A 16,950-nucleotide genomic window follows, 5' to 3' on the forward strand; every position below is an offset into this window, starting at 1 on the left:
CTTCAGCGAGGCTCAGGCGGCAGGACGCTTCGACGCCGAGATCGTGCCGGTCGAAGTCACATCCCACAAGGGCACGGCGGCCTTCGGGCGCGATGAGCACAATCGCCCCGACGCCACCGCCGAGGGCCTCGGCAAACTCAGGCCGGCCTTCCGCAAGGACGGCACCATTACCGCCGGTAACGCCCCTGGGCTGAACACGGGTGCGGCAGCAATGATCGTCGCTGATCGCGCCTGGGCGGAACGCCGTGGCCTTGAGCCCATGGCGCGGCTGGTGAGTTACGGCATCGGCGCGGTGGAGCCCGGCTATTTCGGCCTGGGCCCGGTACCGGCGGTGCAACAGGCACTGGCACGTGCCGGCTGGAGCATGGGTGATATCGAGCGCATCGAGATCAACGAAGCCTTTGCCGCCATCGTCCTTGCCCTGACCCGGGAGCTCGGTCTGGCCGAGGATATCGTTAACGTGGAAGGCGGCGCGATTGCGCACGGCCATCCAATCGGAGCCACCGGCGCTGTGCTGACCACCCGTCTGTTACACGCCATGGCCCGGGATGGCGTGCGCCGTGGCGTGGTTACCCTGTGCATCGGTGGCGGCCAGGGGGTAGCGCTGGCGTTGGAACGCCTGGCGTAATCACGAATCAACCCGCACGCGCAGCTCGATAAGCTCACCGATGCGGTGGTCTGTTAATGGAAAGGCGCAGCAAAATCTGCATTATTGTGAACTGTAAAAGAGAGAGGGCAACAATGAAACGCGGACGAGAAGAGCAAAAATCTTTCGAGGATCCGGTCTGTGGCATGCAGGTCAGCTACAAGACAGCCCCTGCGGAGTCCGAATACCAAGGTAAACACTATTACTTCTGTGCGACGGCTTGCCGCGAACAGTTCGACGCGGACCCCGAACGGTATGTTCGGGCGCACCGGCAGCATGGGTCAAGGCGTGGGTGAACCTGGCAGCATTCGTGACCGTGATCGGCAACGCCCTGGCTGTTGAGTGATGCCCGGCTTTGCTGCAGGCTGACAGGGATTCTGTCGCCGACCCCTCTATGTCGATGACGTGGGCGCCAGATCGAGACGGCGGCACGGTCGGGGTTGGTCAGCTGCCGATATCGCCCCACAGCCATTGGCAAAGCGCCATGGCTGCAACCGGTGCGGTTTCGGTTCTCAGTACCCGAGGGCCCAGGGCCACCGGCAGGAAACCTTCTTTTTCCGCCTGGACGATTTCCTCTCGGGAAAGTCCGCCCTCGGGGCCAATCATCAGGGCGACGCGTTCGGGGGGGATAATGGCTTTGAGTGCGTGCTTGGTGCGGTGGTGAAGGACAAGACGCACCTCGCAGTCCCGGCTGTGTTCCAGCCACTCGGAAACGGTCATCACCGGCAGGATCTCGGGCACCCGGGCGCGGCCACATTGCTCGGCGGCGCTGATGGCGACGGATTGCCAGTGGCGCAGGCGCTTGTCTTCCCGGTCGCCCCTGAGTTTGACGTCACAACGTTCGGTGGTTAACGGCACGATGCGGGTGGCGCCCATTTCCACGGCTTTTTGCACGGCGTAGTCCATGCGGTCGCCTTTGGAAAGGGTCTGGCCAAGGACGATTTCCAGGGGGGACTCGGTGGCGTTGGCTTCCGGCGTGCCCACCTGTACTTCAACGTTTCTTTTGCTGGCACTGATAATCGTGGCGGGGTAGTCGTTGCCGTTACCGTTGAACAGCAGCAGTTCCTGCCCCGGCTGCATGCGCAATACCCGGCCCACGTGCTGGGCGGCATTGTCATCAAGATCAGCGGTTGCGCCCTCGCTGAGGGCGGAATCGGTGTAGATGCGGGGTATGCGCATGGATGGTTCTCTCAGGTTACGGGACGGTTCTCAGTCCCGAACCGCGATTTCTATGCCTTCCGTTGCGACCTGGGCGAGGTGCCGGATCTGTTCTTCGGTGATTACGTAAGGCGGCATGAAGTAAACCACATTACCCAGGGGGCGAAGCAAGGCCTGGCGGGTCAATGAATGCTGATACACCCGGATTCCCCGCCGTTCCTGCCAGGGGAACGGGGTTTTCGATGCCTTGTCTTTCACCATCTCTACGGCGAGGGTCATGCCGTGCTGGCGGATATCTCCCACGTTGGGGTGGTCCGCCAGGTGGGCAACAGATTCGGCCATGCAGGTGGAGAGCCTGCGATTGCTCTCGATAACGTTGTCGTCCCGGAAGGTGTCCAGGGTGGCCAGTGCCACAGCGCAGCCAATTGGGTTGCCAGTGTAGCTGTGGCTGTGCAGGAAGGCCTTGAGGGTTTCATAGTCGTCGTAAAATGCGTTGTAGACATCATCGGTGGTCAGCACTACGGACAGCGGCAGGTAGCCAGCGGTCAGCCCCTTGGACAGACACATGAAATCCGGGGTGATGCCCGACTGCTCGCAGGCGAACAGGGTGCCGGTTCGGCCAAAGCCCACTGCAATCTCATCGGCAATCAGGTGCACGCCATAGCGGTCGCAGGCTTCTCTCAGCCTGGTGTGGTAAATCGGGTGGTGCATGCGCATGCCGCCGGCACACTGGATTAAAGGTTCCACCACCACGGCGCAGATTTCGTCGTGCTTTTCGGCCAGCAGTGTTTCCATGGCCTCAAACTGGCGCAGTGCGTAATCCTCATCGGTCTCACCCGGTTCTTTGTTAAACGCATCTGGGGAGGGCGCCGTCAGGACTTCCATCAACAAAGGCTGGTAGGTGTCCTTGTACAGAGATACATCGCCGAGGGCCAGTGCGCCCAGAGTTTCCCCATGGTAGCTGTTGCTCAGGTTCACGAAGTTTTTCTTGCCCGGTTTACCGTGGTTTTTCCAGTAGTGGAAGCTCATCTTGAGGGCGGCTTCGATCGCAGACGAGCCGTTGTCGGCGTAAAAGCATTTGTTGAGTCCTTCCGGAGTTGCCTCAATCAGGCGCTCGGACAGGTTGACCACGGGCTCATGGGTAAAGCCGGCCAGGATGACATGCTCAAGCTGGCCAATTTGTTCCTGGATCGCGGCGTTGATTCTCGGATTGGCATGGCCGAACAGGTTGACCCACCAGGAGCTCACGGCGTCGATGAACCGGTTGCCCTCGAAGTCTTCCAGCCAGACACCTTCGCCCCGCTTGATCGGGACCAGTGGCAGGGTTCCTTCATGGTCTTTCATCTGGGTGCAGGGATGCCACACGGATTTGAGGCCACGGGCGACGAGGTCAGCATTGCGCATGAGAATTCTCCATCAGACGGTCGTGTTCTGGATTGTCGGCGGTTAACCTGTGCGGATATTACCGTTAACAGCGGCGACTGGCCAATGCCGACAAACTTCCAGAGCCTCGGAATTCCTTAAGAAAGACTAAGGGGACGCTGATGGGACGGGGATTAAAAAATCCCAATAATTTACTGTAGCAGGATTTCAGGACGCAGGCCCATTGACCGGGCCTGCTTTCACTTGACCAAAATCACTGGAAAAGCGTCCGTAATCAGAAGCTTTTACTCCAGCCAAGCCAGAATTTCGGATCATCCGAGTTGACGGAGCCAAGGGCGCTGTCCGGGTCGATATCCGAATATTCCAGATTGATACTGACGGAGCCGAGCGTTCCCGCATCCTTGGTCACGTTGACGGCGGCGTGTCCATAGCTCGCCTCGCCCACGGACGGTTTTTTGTCGTCGGTAAAGTCGTAGTAGCCTAATGTAACACCTGCACTGAAATCATTTTCCAATGGCATGTGGGCGCTCAGGTAATAGAAGACATCACCTTCCACGAACAGCCCTGGTGTGCTGTTGTCACTGTTTACTGTATAGGCTAGCCCCGCGGATAAATACCCGTAACTCAGCTCCCCGTATATCTCCCCGAAATCAATAGAGGCGGGAGCGTCCGGGTAAGCATAATATATATACCCGACGTCATATCCGATATCGTTGATAGCGCCCGAGTAACCCGCATAGAGGTCAAACTCATAGCTGGTCCCGTCGCCAAAATCCACATTGGAACCCCATACACCGGCATACAAGCCGGACGCATGCTCGTAGTCGAGCCCACCCTGGACAGCAGCTGAATTGTCTGTTTGTGTCACGCCACGGAAGAGGTAATTGCTGGAGACGCCTACATTGGCGCTTACGTCAGCGCTGACCATTGAAGGAGTTGCCTGAAGAACTGCAAACAGACCAACACCGAGCAATCCGGATTTTCTGAGAACTTGCTTATCCATTATGTACACCTTTTTAAGTTGCGCTTTTCGCATTCCTCAGGAGCAAACAAGGTGCCAATCATTATAACTTGTTGTTTATTATAACTTTAATTCTAAAAAGCAGTAGCGAAGTCCGATTCATAAATCCGCAGCGCCCCAAAATGGAGCGATATCCATCGTTCGATCAGTGTGGCGCTCGATTTTAGTGCCAGCCTGGTCGCCCTTGACCTTTTTGCGCCCAAAGTCATCCGGCCAGCCCCGGCGCTGTACCGGAACAACGCCGGTCAACGCGCTGCGCGCCATGTCGGGCGCACCATAAAAAAGGGGCAGAAAAATCTGCCCCTGAAACCTGATTAACTCTTTATCTCGCCAGTATCAGCGCCAACGCGGACAGAACCCAAACCCAATAACCATCTTGCTGTTTATACAGCAATTTTACCATTTGGCTTGAGCCTTACATAAGCGGAACCGGGGATCATGCATGATCAAAACGCATACTGGAACCGCGCACGGACCTCATCTCCGCTTTCGCCGCTGGCTTGCTCGCCGTCCATGTAGCTCAAGCCGAGTCGGACATTCTTATTGGCGTAGTAGTTAACACCCAGCGTCGTTTGCTCGCCGTCGGTTGTGGCCAGCCCCACGTCACTGTATTTTCCATCACCCTCTTCAAAACGGGCGATTACTTCCCAGGCACCTCTGGGCGATGACGGCTTTACCCGCTTAAACACGCCCGCTTTGTAGGGGCGACTCTCTCCGGTAATGACCCAGCCGAGCTGCACGTAGTAGCCATCGACATCCAACTGCCCTTCCTCGGAATCGAAGTATTCGGCCTGAGCGTGGAAAGGCCCCATACGGCCAGCCAGTTCCAGATTGTAGGTATCGATTTCATCAGCCTGAACATCGGCCTCACGCGTGGTATAACCCGCGCCAAGATGAACAACGGCATCATTCGTTTGAATCGGCGCAAACGTACCCCGTGCCGTTATCGCCGTATTATTGAAGTCGTTGCTGCCGTCACCATCCGCTTCAAAATAACCGATACCGTAGGTCCAGTTACTTCCCTTCCCGCTCAGCTGAATACCGCCACTGCGTCCGGGAGCATAACGCTCGGTCATGGCGGAGCGCTCTAGCGCGGAAATGTCTTTCGAGCTTGTCAGTTCTTCCAGGCCGAAAGGCTCTTTCTGCTTACCGATGGTGACGCTTGCAACTGAGCCAAACCCCAGGTACCGAATGTAAAGGTCTTCGACGTCACCGCCGTCGGCACCCTCACTTTCCGCGACGTTAAACTGAGTCTTGTAGGCCCAGTCGCCATAATGGCCCTTGACGTATAAGCGTGCACGCCGCACATCAAAATCCTTGGTATCAACGCCGTTGTCATCCGACTGCGTTGCGTCGTAATCCCACTGGATACGGCCACCAAGCTGAAAGGATGCCAAATCATCAGACGTTTTGACCTCAATACCACTCTCGGTATTGATCACCAGGTCCTCACCGTCAGTCGTAACAGTACCGGCCTGTGCGGAAACAGCGGAAACCGCCAGCATCAAGCTCAAATATTTCTTAGCCATGGTTTTCTCTTACCTTGTCGGTTTGCTTGTGTATTTTGGAACACCGGGGTAAGTGTATTTGGCTAACATTGCGAAAAAGTTACAGAAAACCAATTAGTCGACCCTGAAAAAAGAAAAACCTGAAGAAAAGCCCCCGGAAGCAGGGGCTTTGTCTGGGCGGCTTAGCTCAGTGCGCGAGTACCCGTGACAGGAATGACTGGGTGCGCTCGTTCTGGGGGTTGTCGAAGACGTCTTCGGGTTTGCCTTGCTCGACAATCTGGCCCTCGTGGATGTAGATCACCCGGTCGGCCACTTCGCGGGCAAAGCCCATTTCGTGGGTGACGACCATCATGGTCATCCCTTCTTTGGCCAGCTCGCGCATGACGTCCAGCACTTCACCGATCATTTCCGGATCCAGGGCTGACGTTGGCTCGTCGAACAGCATCAGGCGCGGTTCCATGGCCAGGGCCCGGGCAATGGCAACGCGTTGTTGTTGGCCGCCCGACAGATGGCTTGGATACTTGTCTGCCTGATTTCCGATGCCAACCCGGCTCAGCAGTCGTTCAGCAGTGGCATTGGCAACTGTCGGTGATTCGCTCTTGACCTTCCGGGGTGCCAGCATGATGTTCTTCTTCACCGTGAGGTGCGGGAACAGGTTGAACTGCTGGAATACCATACCGACTTCCTTGCGGATCTCGGCCAGGGCTTTCGGATTACCGCTCTTTGGCGCAAGCTCGTGGCCATCCACCTTCAGATGACCGGATTCAAACTCTTCCAGGCCATTGACGCAACGGATCAGGGTGGACTTACCGGAGCCACTGGCGCCGATAATGACCACCACTTCGCCTTGTTCGACGGTTAAATCTATATCTTTCAGGACATGCAGGTTGCCGAAGTACTTGTTCATGCCCTTCATTTCTACAATATGAGTCATGGGTACCTTTCCTTCAGACAGAGACCAGTCCGCGCCGCTCGACGTAGCGGAGAATCAGGGACAGAGAGAGGGTAATGGCGAGATACAGGATCGCGACCACGAAATACACCTCAAACGCGGTGAAGGTGTTGGCAATGTAGATCTGGCCCTGGCGGACCAGCTCGCCCACACCAATGACCGAGAAAAGAGACGTGTCCTTGATGCTGACGATGGCCTGGTTGCCCAGCGGCGGAATCATCCGGCGGAATGCCTGGGGCCAGATGATGGACCAGAATGTCTGGGTTCTGGACAGGCCCAGGGAAAGGCCCGCTTCGCTCTGGCCTTTGGCAATGGACTGAACACCACCGCGAACCACTTCCGAAATATAGGCGCCGGAGTTCAGCGCAATGGCTGCGATACCGGCGGTCAGGGGATCGATCGGGCCGCCGATCAGGTCGGGCAGGCCGTAAAAGATAAACAGGACCTGGACCAGGATCGGAGTACCGCGAAAAATTTCGATGTAGGCGGTCGCCGGCCATTTCAGGAACCATCGCTTGTTGATGCTCAGCAGGCCGAAGAAAATGCCCAGGGCAAAACCAATGACCAGGCCACCGAAGGAAATCAGGAGGGTGTAGGGAATCCCTTCAAGCAGAAAAGGGATGGAGTCGATGGCAGCCTGCCAGTCGAACTGAAACTGGAATTCCACAGTGAGGATCTCCGCAGCGTTTTGGAGTCAGGAACGGCCGGAGTGAACACACCCCGGCGCAGGGAATCAGACCTTGCGGGTCCGGTCCTTACATGCCTTCTGGCATCGGGCCAAACCATTTTTCATAGATGGTTTTGTAGGTGCCATCTTCTTTCATGGCCGCGAGAGCCGCGTTGACATCATCGACCCACTCACTGCCATTCTTGAGGGCGATGCCGTATTGCTGGCCTTCGTAAAGCGGTCCAACCGTCTTGACCTTGCCTTCACCCTTGGTGCGGGCAAAGTAACCAACGTTCGGCGCATCGTAGAAGACCGCATCAATGGCACGGGACATCAGCGCCATGTACATGTCTGAGCTGCCGGGATACGGAGTGACACCATCGTCTTCTTCGAGGGTCTTTACCAGGTAGTCGTAACTGGTGCTGCCGATCTTGGTGCCAATTTTCTTGCCTTCCAGATCGTCTAACTCCGTTACGCCATCTTCGCCCTGGCGGACCAGAATACGCAGACCGGAATCGTAGTATGGATCAGAGAAATCAACGATCTCTTCGCGCTGGTCAGTAATGGTGATGCCCGCGATGGCGATGTCCACGTTCCCGGTTTGCAGTGCCGGGATGATGCCGTTGAAATCCATGGTGTTGAGATCAATCTCGAAACCGGCGCGGTCAGCAACCTCACGGATGATTTCCATATCGAAACCGATCATTTCACCGGTTTGCTGATCCATCATTTCAAACGGAACAAAACTCGGGTCAGTGACGACACGCAGGGTTTCTGCGCTGACGGTTCCTGCGGCAACGGTGAGTGCCAGGCTGGTGCTGACTGTCTTCAGCCATTTCGTGCTCATACCTTCTCCTTTTCTTTTTTATGAGGCCCCATTCGCCCGGTAAGGCAAGCCGGACCAACCACTGCTGTTGACGGCGATCTCCGGGGAGCGTTGATGGAACTGCATCACAACCACTTTAGACTATTACGCAGATGTGCACAGGAAATCAAATGCTTGGGGAGGGGAGAGTTAACGGTGTCGGGTCGAAAATGGGGTCAGATGAAAGCGTTCATCTGACCCCGAGTTCACTTCGTTGTGAAAGCGTTCATCTGACCCCGGATTCATGACCCCGGGATTCACTCAGAAGGCGATCTTTTCCCGATCACTGATGCCCAGGTTCTTCCAGATGCTGATGCTGGGTTCTGCCTGGTTGAGGGTATAAAAGTGCAGGCCTGGTGCGCCGGCCTTGAGAAGCTTTTCACACATCCCGGTAACCACTTCTTCGCCGAACTTGCGGATGGAGTCGCTGTCGTCGCCGTAGGCTTCGAGCTGCTTGCGAATCCAGCGCGGGACTTCCGCGCCGCACATGTCGGAGAAGCGGACCAGGCTGGAGAAATTGACGATGGGCATGATGCCCGGCACCACCGGAATGGTGACGCCCATTTGCTCCAGACGGTCAATGAAATAGAAGTAGCTGTCTGCATTGAAGAAGTACTGGGTAATGGCGCTGTTGGCGCCAGCCTTCACCTTACGGGCGAAGTTCTGCAGGTCTTCTTCGGCGTTACGGGCCTGGGGATGAAACTCAGGGTACGCCGCGACTTCCAGATTGAAGGTGTCACCGCTGTGCTCGCGGATAAACGCCACCAGCTCGTTGGCATGGCGCAGCTCACCGGCAGCCCCCATCCCGGAGGGCAGGTCGCCCCGAAGGGCGACAATCCGGTTGATCCCGTGCTCTTTATACAGATCCAGCAGCTCGCCGATTTCCTGGCGGGTGCCCCCGACACAGGAGAGGTGTGGTGCCGTGGAAATGCCCTGCCGGTGCAGGTTGAGCACGGTTTCAATGGTGCGGTCCCGGGTGGAACCGCCGGCGCCGAAGGTGACCGAGAAAAAGTCCGGATTTACCCCGGCCAGCTGGTTGCGCACGTTCTGCAGTTTCTCCTTGCCCTGGTCGGTCTTGGGCGGGAAAAACTCAAAGCTGAAACGGCGTCTGAACTGTTTCTGGGATTGCATCTTGATACCCGATCAGTACTTGTAGCTTTCCGGCTTGTACGGGCCTTCGACCGGTACACCGATGTATTTGGCCTGCTCCGGGGTCATCCTGGTGATCACGCCACCAAAACCTTCCACCATGGCCCGGGCCACTTCCTCGTCCAGGTGCTTCGGCAGGACCTGAACGTAAACGCCTTTTTCCCGGGCATCTTCCGGCAGGTCGGCGAACTTGCGCTCGAACAGGTGCATCTGGGCCAGAACCTGGTTGGCGAAGGAGCCGTCCATGATCCGTGACGGGTGGCCGGTGGCGTTACCCAGGTTCACCAGGCGGCCTTCGGAGAGCAGAATCAGGTGGTCGTTGGTGGCCTTGTCGCGGTACACAATGTGAACCTGCGGCTTCACCTCGTCCCATTCCCAGTTCTTGCGCATGTAGGCGGTATCGATTTCGTTGTCGAAGTGGCCGATGTTGCACACCACAGCCCCGGGCTTCAGGGCCTTGAGCATGTGCGCGTCACACACGTTCGTGTTGCCGGTAGTGGTTACCAGCAGGTCGGTGTTCTGCAGCAGGGCGCGGTTAACGCCAGCCTCAGTGCCGGTGTTCACGCCATCGATGTACGGAGACACCACTTCAAAACCGTCCATGCAGGCCTGCATGGCGCAGATGGGGTCGGCTTCGGTGATTTTCACAATCATGCCCTCCTGGCGCAGCGAAGCAGCAGAGCCTTTACCCACATCGCCATAACCGATAACCAGTGCTTTTTTGCCCGCCATCAAGTGGTCAGTGGCGCGTTTGATGGCGTCGTTCAGGCTGTGGCGACAACCGTACTTGTTGTCGTTCTTGGACTTGGTCACGGCATCGTTCACGTTGATGGCGGGAACCTTGAGGGTGCCTTCGCGCAGCATTTCCTGCAGGCGATGCACGCCGGTGGTGGTTTCTTCGGTCACACCGTGGCAGTTGGCCAGAACTTCCGGATACTTCTCGTGAAGCAGGGCCGTCAGGTCGCCGCCGTCGTCCAGGATCATGTTCGGTTCCCAGCCGTCGACATCGGCACCGACAGTGCGCTCAAGGCACCAGTCGTATTCTTCATCGGTCTCGCCTTTCCAGGCGAACACCGGAATGCCTTGTGCCGCGATGGCGGCTGCGGCCTGGTCCTGGGTGGAGAAGATGTTGCAGGAGGACCAGCGTACGTTGGCGCCCAGCTCCACCAGGGTTTCGATCAGCACGGCGGTCTGGATGGTCATGTGGATACAGCCCATGATGTTGGCGCCTTTCAGCGGCTGCTCGGCTTTGTATTTCTCGCGGAGCTTCATCAGGGCGGGCATTTCGCCTTCGGCGATGTTGATTTCCTTCCGGCCCCAGTCGGCCAGGGAAATATCGCGGACTTTGTAGTCGTCAAAGCTGTTCAGTTTTTCTGCGGGAGTGCTCATGGTGTTCTCCTGTCAGTCTGATTTGGCCGGGGTGTACGTAATTCCCTTGGCCTCTGATTTTGGGAGTTTCGGGGGTGGGGATAACCTGCCGTGGAACCGCTACGAGCACGTCCATGTGCGCTTGTTTCCGGCCATCCTTGGCCTCCAACATTCCACGGCAGGTTATCCCCACCCCCTCTGTTTAAACTCTTGGCGTATGCGGTCATGAATACGCTCGAAAACCTGATTGGGCCTTTCCTGTGTCGTATAGAAAGGCACTAGGCTTTTTGAACTGCCCTCACCACAATTCTGCGGCGGGGATGAGTGATCTCCTTCGGGGACTGTAGAGGGCCATGGACGGCCCGAAACAAGCGCACATGGGTCCAGCCGAGCGTTTATGAAGCGAAGCTTCATGCGACAGCTGGACGACCGCAATCTGCGATTGCGGGCTGGACCCGCTTGCGGGTGCTTGTAGCGTGTCCCCGAAGGAGATCACTCATCCCCGCCACCCCCGAAAGGTGACGGGTTGAACCAAAGCGGGCCTAACTCCAATGTTCAGACCCGGAATCCTGGCCTCACAGACCCGCAGCATCCTTAAGAGCGGCCGCACGGTCGGTCTTCTCCCATGGGAACGCGGTGAAGGTCTTGCCACCGACGGTCATCTCATAGGGATCGCGGCCAAAGTGACCGTAGGCTGCGGTTGCCCGGTACATCGGGTGCAGCAGGTCGAGCATGTTGGTGATCGCGTAAGGGCGCAGGTCAAAGTTCTGGCGGATCAGGTCGATGATCTTGTCGTCGCTGATCCTGCCGGTGCCGAAGGTGTTCAGGGAGATCGAGGTTGGCTGTGCCACGCCGATGGCATAGGACACCTGGATCTCGCACTTGTCGGCCAGCCCGGCGGCGACGATGTTCTTGGCGACGTAACGGCTGGCGTAGGCGGCGGAACGGTCAACCTTGGATGGATCCTTGCCGGAGAAGGCGCCGCCACCGTGGCGGGCCATGCCGCCGTAGGTGTCCACGATGATCTTGCGGCCGGTCAGGCCACAGTCGCCCACCGGGCCGCCAATGACGAACTTGCCGGTCGGGTTGATGTGGAACTGGGTATCCTTGTGCAGAAGCTCTGCCGGCAGGGCATGCTTGACGATCAGTTCCATCACCGCTTCTTTCAGATCTTCCTGGGTAACGTCTTCATCGTGCTGGGTGGAAAGGACCACCGCGTCGATGCCGGCAACCCGGCCATTTTCATAGCGGCAGGTCACCTGGCTTTTCGCATCCGGGCGCAGCCACGGCAGCAGGCCGCTCTTGCGGGCCTCGGCCTGACGTTGGACCAGACGGTGCGAGAAGGTAATCGGCGCGGGCATCAGCACGTCGGTTTCGTTGCTGGCGTAGCCAAACATCAGGCCCTGGTCGCCGGCACCCTGGTCTTCCGGCTTCTGGCGGTTAACGCCCTGGGCGATGTCTACAGACTGCTTGCCGATGATGTTGATGATGCCGCAGGTGTCGCCGTCGTATCCGACTTTGGAGGAGGTGTAGCCGATGTCTTTGATCACGCCGCGCACCAGGTCTTCCAGGTCGACCCAGGCGCTGGTGGTGATCTCACCGCCGACAATGGCTACGCCGGTTTTTACCATGGTTTCACAGGCAACACGGGCGTGGGGGTCGTCGGTCAGGATCGCGTCCAGGATCGCGTCGGAGATCTGGTCGGCCAGTTTGTCCGGGTGGCCTTCAGAGACCGATTCGGAAGTGAAGATGTTGTAGTCAGACATAAAGCGTGCTCCTCTGTGAGCGTTTCAAATTCAGACCGGTAAGAGTCTTTCTTCAGCCTTTCTTGGGCCAATCTTAAAAGTGTCTTCCGGTTACCGGGTTGTTGGTCTGTGTAAGGATACGTAAAACTACGTATCTGTATATCAAAATTTATTGATATTGAGATGTCAGTCGTCAGATCTGTCCGCCGTTTTTCCAGAATTCCCGAACCTGTATCTGAAAGCCGTTGCGAAGGCCGATAAACAATTGTTCTCCGGCACTTAAACCCGCATCCGTGGCCCAGGCGGTCAGCTCTTCCGGTTCAAAACCCAGCCAGAGGTCACCGCAGTTCTCTTTGGCCCAGTCCTGGTCGTGGCTGCACAAATCACTGATGACCAGGCAGCCGCCGTTGTTCATCAGGGCCGATGCGTCCAGAAAAATGTCGGCCGGGCTGGGCACGTGGTGCAGCACCATGTTGGCGACCACCAGGTCAAACCCGTCACCCCGGGCGAGCAGTGTGTCGGTTACGCCCTCAATCAGATCAATATTGTTCAGCCGCTGGTCAATACAGGTGCGGGTGGCCTTGGCCAGCATGTCCCGGCTGTTGTCGAGGGCAACCACATGCCCGCAAAGCTCCGCCAGTACCGGCAGGAACGCGCCTTCGCCGGGCCCGATCTCCAGGGCAGTCTGCCACTGGTGTTTCCCGGACCGCTTGCGAATCAGCGCTGCCACAGGCTCGGCATACAGATCAAAGGCTGCAATCAGTTCCTGCTGTTCCCGGAACTGTTCGGCGTACCGTGCGAAAAACGCCTGGGACTGATCCGCCCGCTGGTTGCGGATCGCTTCAATTTTTTCCTGAAGGTTCGGCGGCAGAGGCACCCTGTCCACCGCTTCAAAAATCTGGCGGATGGTCTGGTCCGTTGGCTTGTCAGTGTCCAGGTGCAGGGGGCGGCGGTAGAAAATCGCGTTGCCTTCCCGCTGGGGCTCGAGCAAGCCGGCCTTGTTCATCACCTTCAGGTGATGGCTCATGCCGGACTGGCGCATATCGAACAGCTGGCTGAGTTCCAGCACTCCAAAGGTATCCCGTCTCAGCACACGCAGGATCTCCAGGCGCAAAGGGTCCCCGCTTGCCTTGAAGATCGGAGCCAGTGCGTCAACGGAGGACATTTCGTTTGCGTGTGCGTTCAGGGATGTCATGGCTGAGAAGTTTAGGGGGGTTTGGGTGGTCAATCAACAGGAATATCAAAAAATTTTGATATAGGTTTGTGATTCTTTGGAATCAGCCCGTTTCGGTAATCCACAGGCAAACAATCGTGAAAGAGGTCTATGCCGATTTGCCCCGGCACACAGTAATCGGCGAAAATACGCGCCTCTTTTTTAAGCAGTCCGAATTCTTTCCCGATAAACACTGGAGAAACGTCAATGCCGTCTCGTAAAGATCTCGCCAACGCCATTCGCGCGCTGAGCATGGATGCGGTTCAGAAAGCCAAGTCCGGCCACCCGGGTGCGCCCATGGGTATGGCGGATATCGCCGAGGTACTGTGGAACGATTATCTGAGCCACAACCCGGCTAACCCTCAGTGGGCCAACCGGGACCGCTTCGTGCTGTCCAACGGTCACGGCTCCATGCTGCAGTACTCCCTGCTGCACCTGAGCGGTTACGACGTTTCCATTGACGACCTGAAGAATTTTCGTCAGTTGCACTCGAAAACACCGGGCCACCCGGAATACGGTTATACCCCGGGCGTTGAAACCACCACCGGTCCTCTCGGGCAGGGTTTTGCCAATTCCGTGGGTTTCGCCCTGGCGGAAAAGGCGCTGGCAGCGCAGTTCAACCGTCCCGGCCACGACATTGTGGATCACTACACCTACACCTTCCTCGGTGACGGCTGCCTGATGGAGGGAATCTCCCACGAAGTGGCCTCCCTGGCCGGCACCCTGGGCCTGGGCAAGCTGATCTGCTTCTACGACGACAACGGCATTTCCATTGATGGTGAAGTGGAAGGCTGGTTCACCGACGACACCCCGAAGCGTTTCGAAGCCTACGGCTGGCAGGTGATTCCGGCGGTGGACGGCCACGATGCCGACGCCGTGCGCGCTGCCATTGAGGCTGCCCGCGCCAACACCGATCAGCCCACCATGATCTGTTGCAAGACCATCATCGGATTCGGCTCTCCCAACAAGCAGGGCAAGGAAGACAGCCACGGTGCGCCGCTCGGTGACGACGAAATCACGCTGACCCGCGAGCAACTGGGCTGGCAATACGGCCCGTTTGAGGTTCCGTCCGAAATCGCAGCCGCCTGGAACGCACGTGAAAAAGGCGCAGCGGCTCAGTCAGAGTGGGAGCAGGCGTTCGCCGCATACGAAAAGGCCGAGCCAGAGCTGGCCGCGGAATTCAAGCGCCGCATGGCCGGTGATCTGCCTTCAGATTTTGCCGGCAAGGCCCAGGCCTACATTCAGGAATGCCAGGACAAGGGCGAAACGGTTGCCTCCCGCAAGGCCTCCCAGAACACCCTGAACGCCTACGGTCCCCTGTTGCCGGAACTGATGGGTGGTTCGGCCGACCTGGCCGGTTCCAACCTGACCATCTGGGGCGGCAGCAAGGGACTGACCAGGGAAGACGCCAGCGGCAACTACATCCACTACGGCGTGCGCGAGTTCGGCATGGTCGCGATCATGAACGGCATCGCCCTGCACGGCGGCTTCGTGCCCTACGGCGCCACCTTCCTGATCTTCATGGAATACTGCCGCAACGCGGTTCGGATGGCCGCGCTGATGAAGCAGCGTTCAATCTTTGTGTTCACCCATGACTCCATCGGCCTGGGCGAGGATGGTCCCACTCACCAGCCAGTTGAGCAGATGGCCAGCCTGCGCACCACGCCGAATATGAGCATGTGGCGCCCGGCCGACACGGTGGAAACCGCCGTGGCCTGGAAAGCGGCCCTCGAGCGCACCGACGGCCCGACTGCCCTGGTCTTCTCCCGTCAGGGACTACCGCACCAGGACCGCGATGCCCGGCAGCTCGCGGATGTGGCCAAGGGTGCTTACATCCTGTCTGACAGCGAAGGCGCACCGGAACTGATCCTGATCGCTACCGGCTCCGAAGTGGGCCTGGCCCAGGACGCCGCTACCAAATTGCGTGCGCAGGGTAGCAAGGTGCGTGTGGTTTCCATGCCGTCAACCGATACCTTCGATGCCCAGAGCGCCGAGTACAAGCAGCAGATTCTGCCGCTGGACGTGACCAACCGCATTGCTATCGAAGCCGGCATTGCCGACTACTGGTACAAGTACGTGGGCCTGGACGGCCGTATTATCGGCATGACCACCTTTGGTGAGTCCGCGCCTGCCGGTGAGCTGTTCAAGGAATTCGGCTTTACCGTCGACAATGTTCTGGAAGTGGCCGCTGAATTGCTGGACGCCTGATGACAGACTCCGCGCCTTTTCGCATTGCCATCAACGGGTACGGCCGAATCGGCCAGTGCGTGTTGCGTGCGCTTTATGAAAACGGCTTCCGCGACCACCTGCAGGTGGTCGCCATTAATGAGCTGTCGGATATCGACACCATTGCCCACCTGACCCGCTACGATTCCACCCATGGCCGGTTCCAGGGTGAGATTTCCGTAGCGGGCCAGGACCTGATGGTCAATGGTGACGCCATCAGGGTCCTGCGCCATTCCGAACCGGCGGAGCTGCCCTGGGATCTCCTGAAAGTTGACCTGGTGCTTGAGTGTTCCGGCGCCTATTCCGATCGCGCCACCGCAGAACGCCATATCCAGGCCGGTGCCAAACGTCTGCTGTTTTCCCAGCCGGCGGAATCGGATGTGGACCGCACCGTGGTCTACGGCATCAACGACCGCGATCTCTGCCCGGAGGACGTCATCGTCGCCGCCGCCTCCTGCACCACCAATTGCCTGGTGCCTGTAATCAAGGTACTGGACGAAGCCTTCGATGTGGAGCAGGGCAGTACCACCACCATTCACGCGGCGATGAACGACCAGCCGGTGATCGATGCCTATCATCACCAGGACCTGCGCCGCACCCGCAGCGCTTTGCACAACATCGTCCCGGTGGAAACCGGGCTCGCCAAAGGCATCGAGCGCCTGCTGCCTCACATGGTGGGTAAGTTCAGTTCGGTGGCCATGCGGGTGCCCACCATGAACGTGTCTGCCATCGACATGGTCGTTAATGTGGGCAAGTCCACGGATGTGGCAACGGTGAACAAACTGTTAGAAGAGGCCGCCAACGGCCCGTTGATGCGCATTCTCGGTTACACCGACGAACTGCTGGCCAGCTCCGATTTTAACCACGACGCCCATTCCGGCATCGTGGACGGCGGTCAGACCCGGGTAACCGGGGGCACCATGGTGAAAGTGCTGTGCTGGTTCGACAATGAGTGGGGGTTCGCGAACCGGATGCTCGATGTCAGCCGCTGTTGGCTGGAAAAGACTGAAAAAGGGGTCTGACCCCGTATGGGGGCAGACCCATGTTCA

General features: G+C 58.1%; 16 protein-coding genes. 4 read left to right on the plus strand and 12 right to left on the minus strand.

Going from position 1 to position 16,950, the window contains the following annotated elements:
- Both AC13C0_RS02830 and AC13C0_RS02835 read left to right on the plus strand, forming a co-directional pair.
- The coding region (locus AC13C0_RS02830; protein WP_482953923.1) for a thiolase family protein at window positions 1–628 on the plus strand (628 nt) is incomplete at its 5' end.
- A 113-nt stretch (window positions 629–741) separates the two neighbouring features.
- Entirely contained in the window at window positions 742–942 is a 201-nt protein-coding gene (locus AC13C0_RS02835; protein ID WP_008175323.1) for a YHS domain-containing protein, read from the plus strand.
- 148 nt (window positions 943–1,090) lie between these two features.
- Here AC13C0_RS02835 and AC13C0_RS02840 read toward each other — a convergent pair whose 3' ends face one another.
- The 12 genes from AC13C0_RS02840 to AC13C0_RS02895 form a co-directional block, all read right to left on the minus strand.
- Window positions 1,091–1,825 (minus strand): 16S rRNA (uracil(1498)-N(3))-methyltransferase, encoded by a 735-nt coding sequence (locus AC13C0_RS02840; protein WP_482953924.1) that lies wholly within the window; start codon window positions 1,823–1,825, stop codon window positions 1,091–1,093.
- A 30-nt stretch (window positions 1,826–1,855) separates the two neighbouring features.
- Window positions 1,856–3,208, minus strand: coding sequence for an adenosylmethionine--8-amino-7-oxononanoate transaminase (locus AC13C0_RS02845; RefSeq protein WP_482953925.1), 1,353 nt, complete (start codon window positions 3,206–3,208; stop codon window positions 1,856–1,858).
- 253 nt (window positions 3,209–3,461) lie between these two features.
- Entirely contained in the window at window positions 3,462–4,190 is a 729-nt protein-coding gene (locus tag AC13C0_RS02850) for a TorF family putative porin (protein WP_008175315.1), read from the minus strand.
- A gap of 117 nt (window positions 4,191–4,307) precedes the next feature.
- A complete protein-coding gene (locus tag AC13C0_RS02855; protein ID WP_162893701.1) occupies window positions 4,308–4,472 on the minus strand; it encodes a hypothetical protein in 165 nt (54 codons plus the stop codon).
- Between the two features lie 182 nt (window positions 4,473–4,654).
- Window positions 4,655–5,737, minus strand: a complete 1,083-nt coding sequence (locus tag AC13C0_RS02860; protein ID WP_117618155.1) for an OprO/OprP family phosphate-selective porin — start codon at window positions 5,735–5,737, stop codon at window positions 4,655–4,657.
- A gap of 166 nt (window positions 5,738–5,903) precedes the next feature.
- Window positions 5,904–6,650 carry an amino acid ABC transporter ATP-binding protein gene (locus AC13C0_RS02865; protein WP_117618154.1) on the minus strand — a complete coding sequence of 249 codons (747 nt, stop codon included), beginning with the start codon at window positions 6,648–6,650 and terminating at the stop codon, window positions 5,904–5,906.
- A 13-nt stretch (window positions 6,651–6,663) separates the two neighbouring features.
- Window positions 6,664–7,335, minus strand: coding sequence for an amino acid ABC transporter permease (locus AC13C0_RS02870; protein ID WP_117618153.1), 672 nt, complete (start codon window positions 7,333–7,335; stop codon window positions 6,664–6,666).
- Window positions 7,336–7,423: 88 nt separating this feature from the next.
- Window positions 7,424–8,182 (minus strand): transporter substrate-binding domain-containing protein, encoded by a 759-nt coding sequence (locus tag AC13C0_RS02875; protein WP_482953926.1) that lies wholly within the window; start codon window positions 8,180–8,182, stop codon window positions 7,424–7,426.
- A gap of 279 nt (window positions 8,183–8,461) precedes the next feature.
- On the minus strand, window positions 8,462–9,331 hold the full coding sequence (gene metF, locus AC13C0_RS02880; RefSeq protein ID WP_117618151.1) for a methylenetetrahydrofolate reductase [NAD(P)H]: 870 nt from the start codon (window positions 9,329–9,331) through the stop codon (window positions 8,462–8,464).
- Window positions 9,332–9,343: 12 nt separating this feature from the next.
- Window positions 9,344–10,738 carry an adenosylhomocysteinase gene (ahcY, locus tag AC13C0_RS02885; protein ID WP_117618150.1) on the minus strand — a complete coding sequence of 465 codons (1,395 nt, stop codon included), beginning with the start codon at window positions 10,736–10,738 and terminating at the stop codon, window positions 9,344–9,346.
- 554 nt (window positions 10,739–11,292) lie between these two features.
- Window positions 11,293–12,483 carry a methionine adenosyltransferase gene (gene metK / locus AC13C0_RS02890; RefSeq protein ID WP_117618149.1) on the minus strand — a complete coding sequence of 397 codons (1,191 nt, stop codon included), beginning with the start codon at window positions 12,481–12,483 and terminating at the stop codon, window positions 11,293–11,295.
- A 172-nt stretch (window positions 12,484–12,655) separates the two neighbouring features.
- Entirely contained in the window at window positions 12,656–13,657 is a 1,002-nt protein-coding gene (locus AC13C0_RS02895) for a metalloregulator ArsR/SmtB family transcription factor (protein WP_341582535.1), read from the minus strand.
- 225 nt (window positions 13,658–13,882) lie between these two features.
- Between AC13C0_RS02895 and tkt the strand changes: the two genes are divergently transcribed.
- Complete coding sequence (gene tkt, locus AC13C0_RS02900; RefSeq protein WP_341582534.1) at window positions 13,883–15,883, plus strand: transketolase; 2,001 nt, start codon at window positions 13,883–13,885, stop codon at window positions 15,881–15,883.
- Complete coding sequence (gene gap / locus AC13C0_RS02905; RefSeq protein ID WP_341582533.1) at window positions 15,883–16,923, plus strand: type I glyceraldehyde-3-phosphate dehydrogenase; 1,041 nt, start codon at window positions 15,883–15,885, stop codon at window positions 16,921–16,923. Before tkt ends, gap begins: the two co-directional genes overlap by 1 nt.
- The last annotated feature ends 27 nt before the right edge of the window (window positions 16,924–16,950 follow it).

The organism is Marinobacter sp. B-21, from assembly GCF_056857895.1.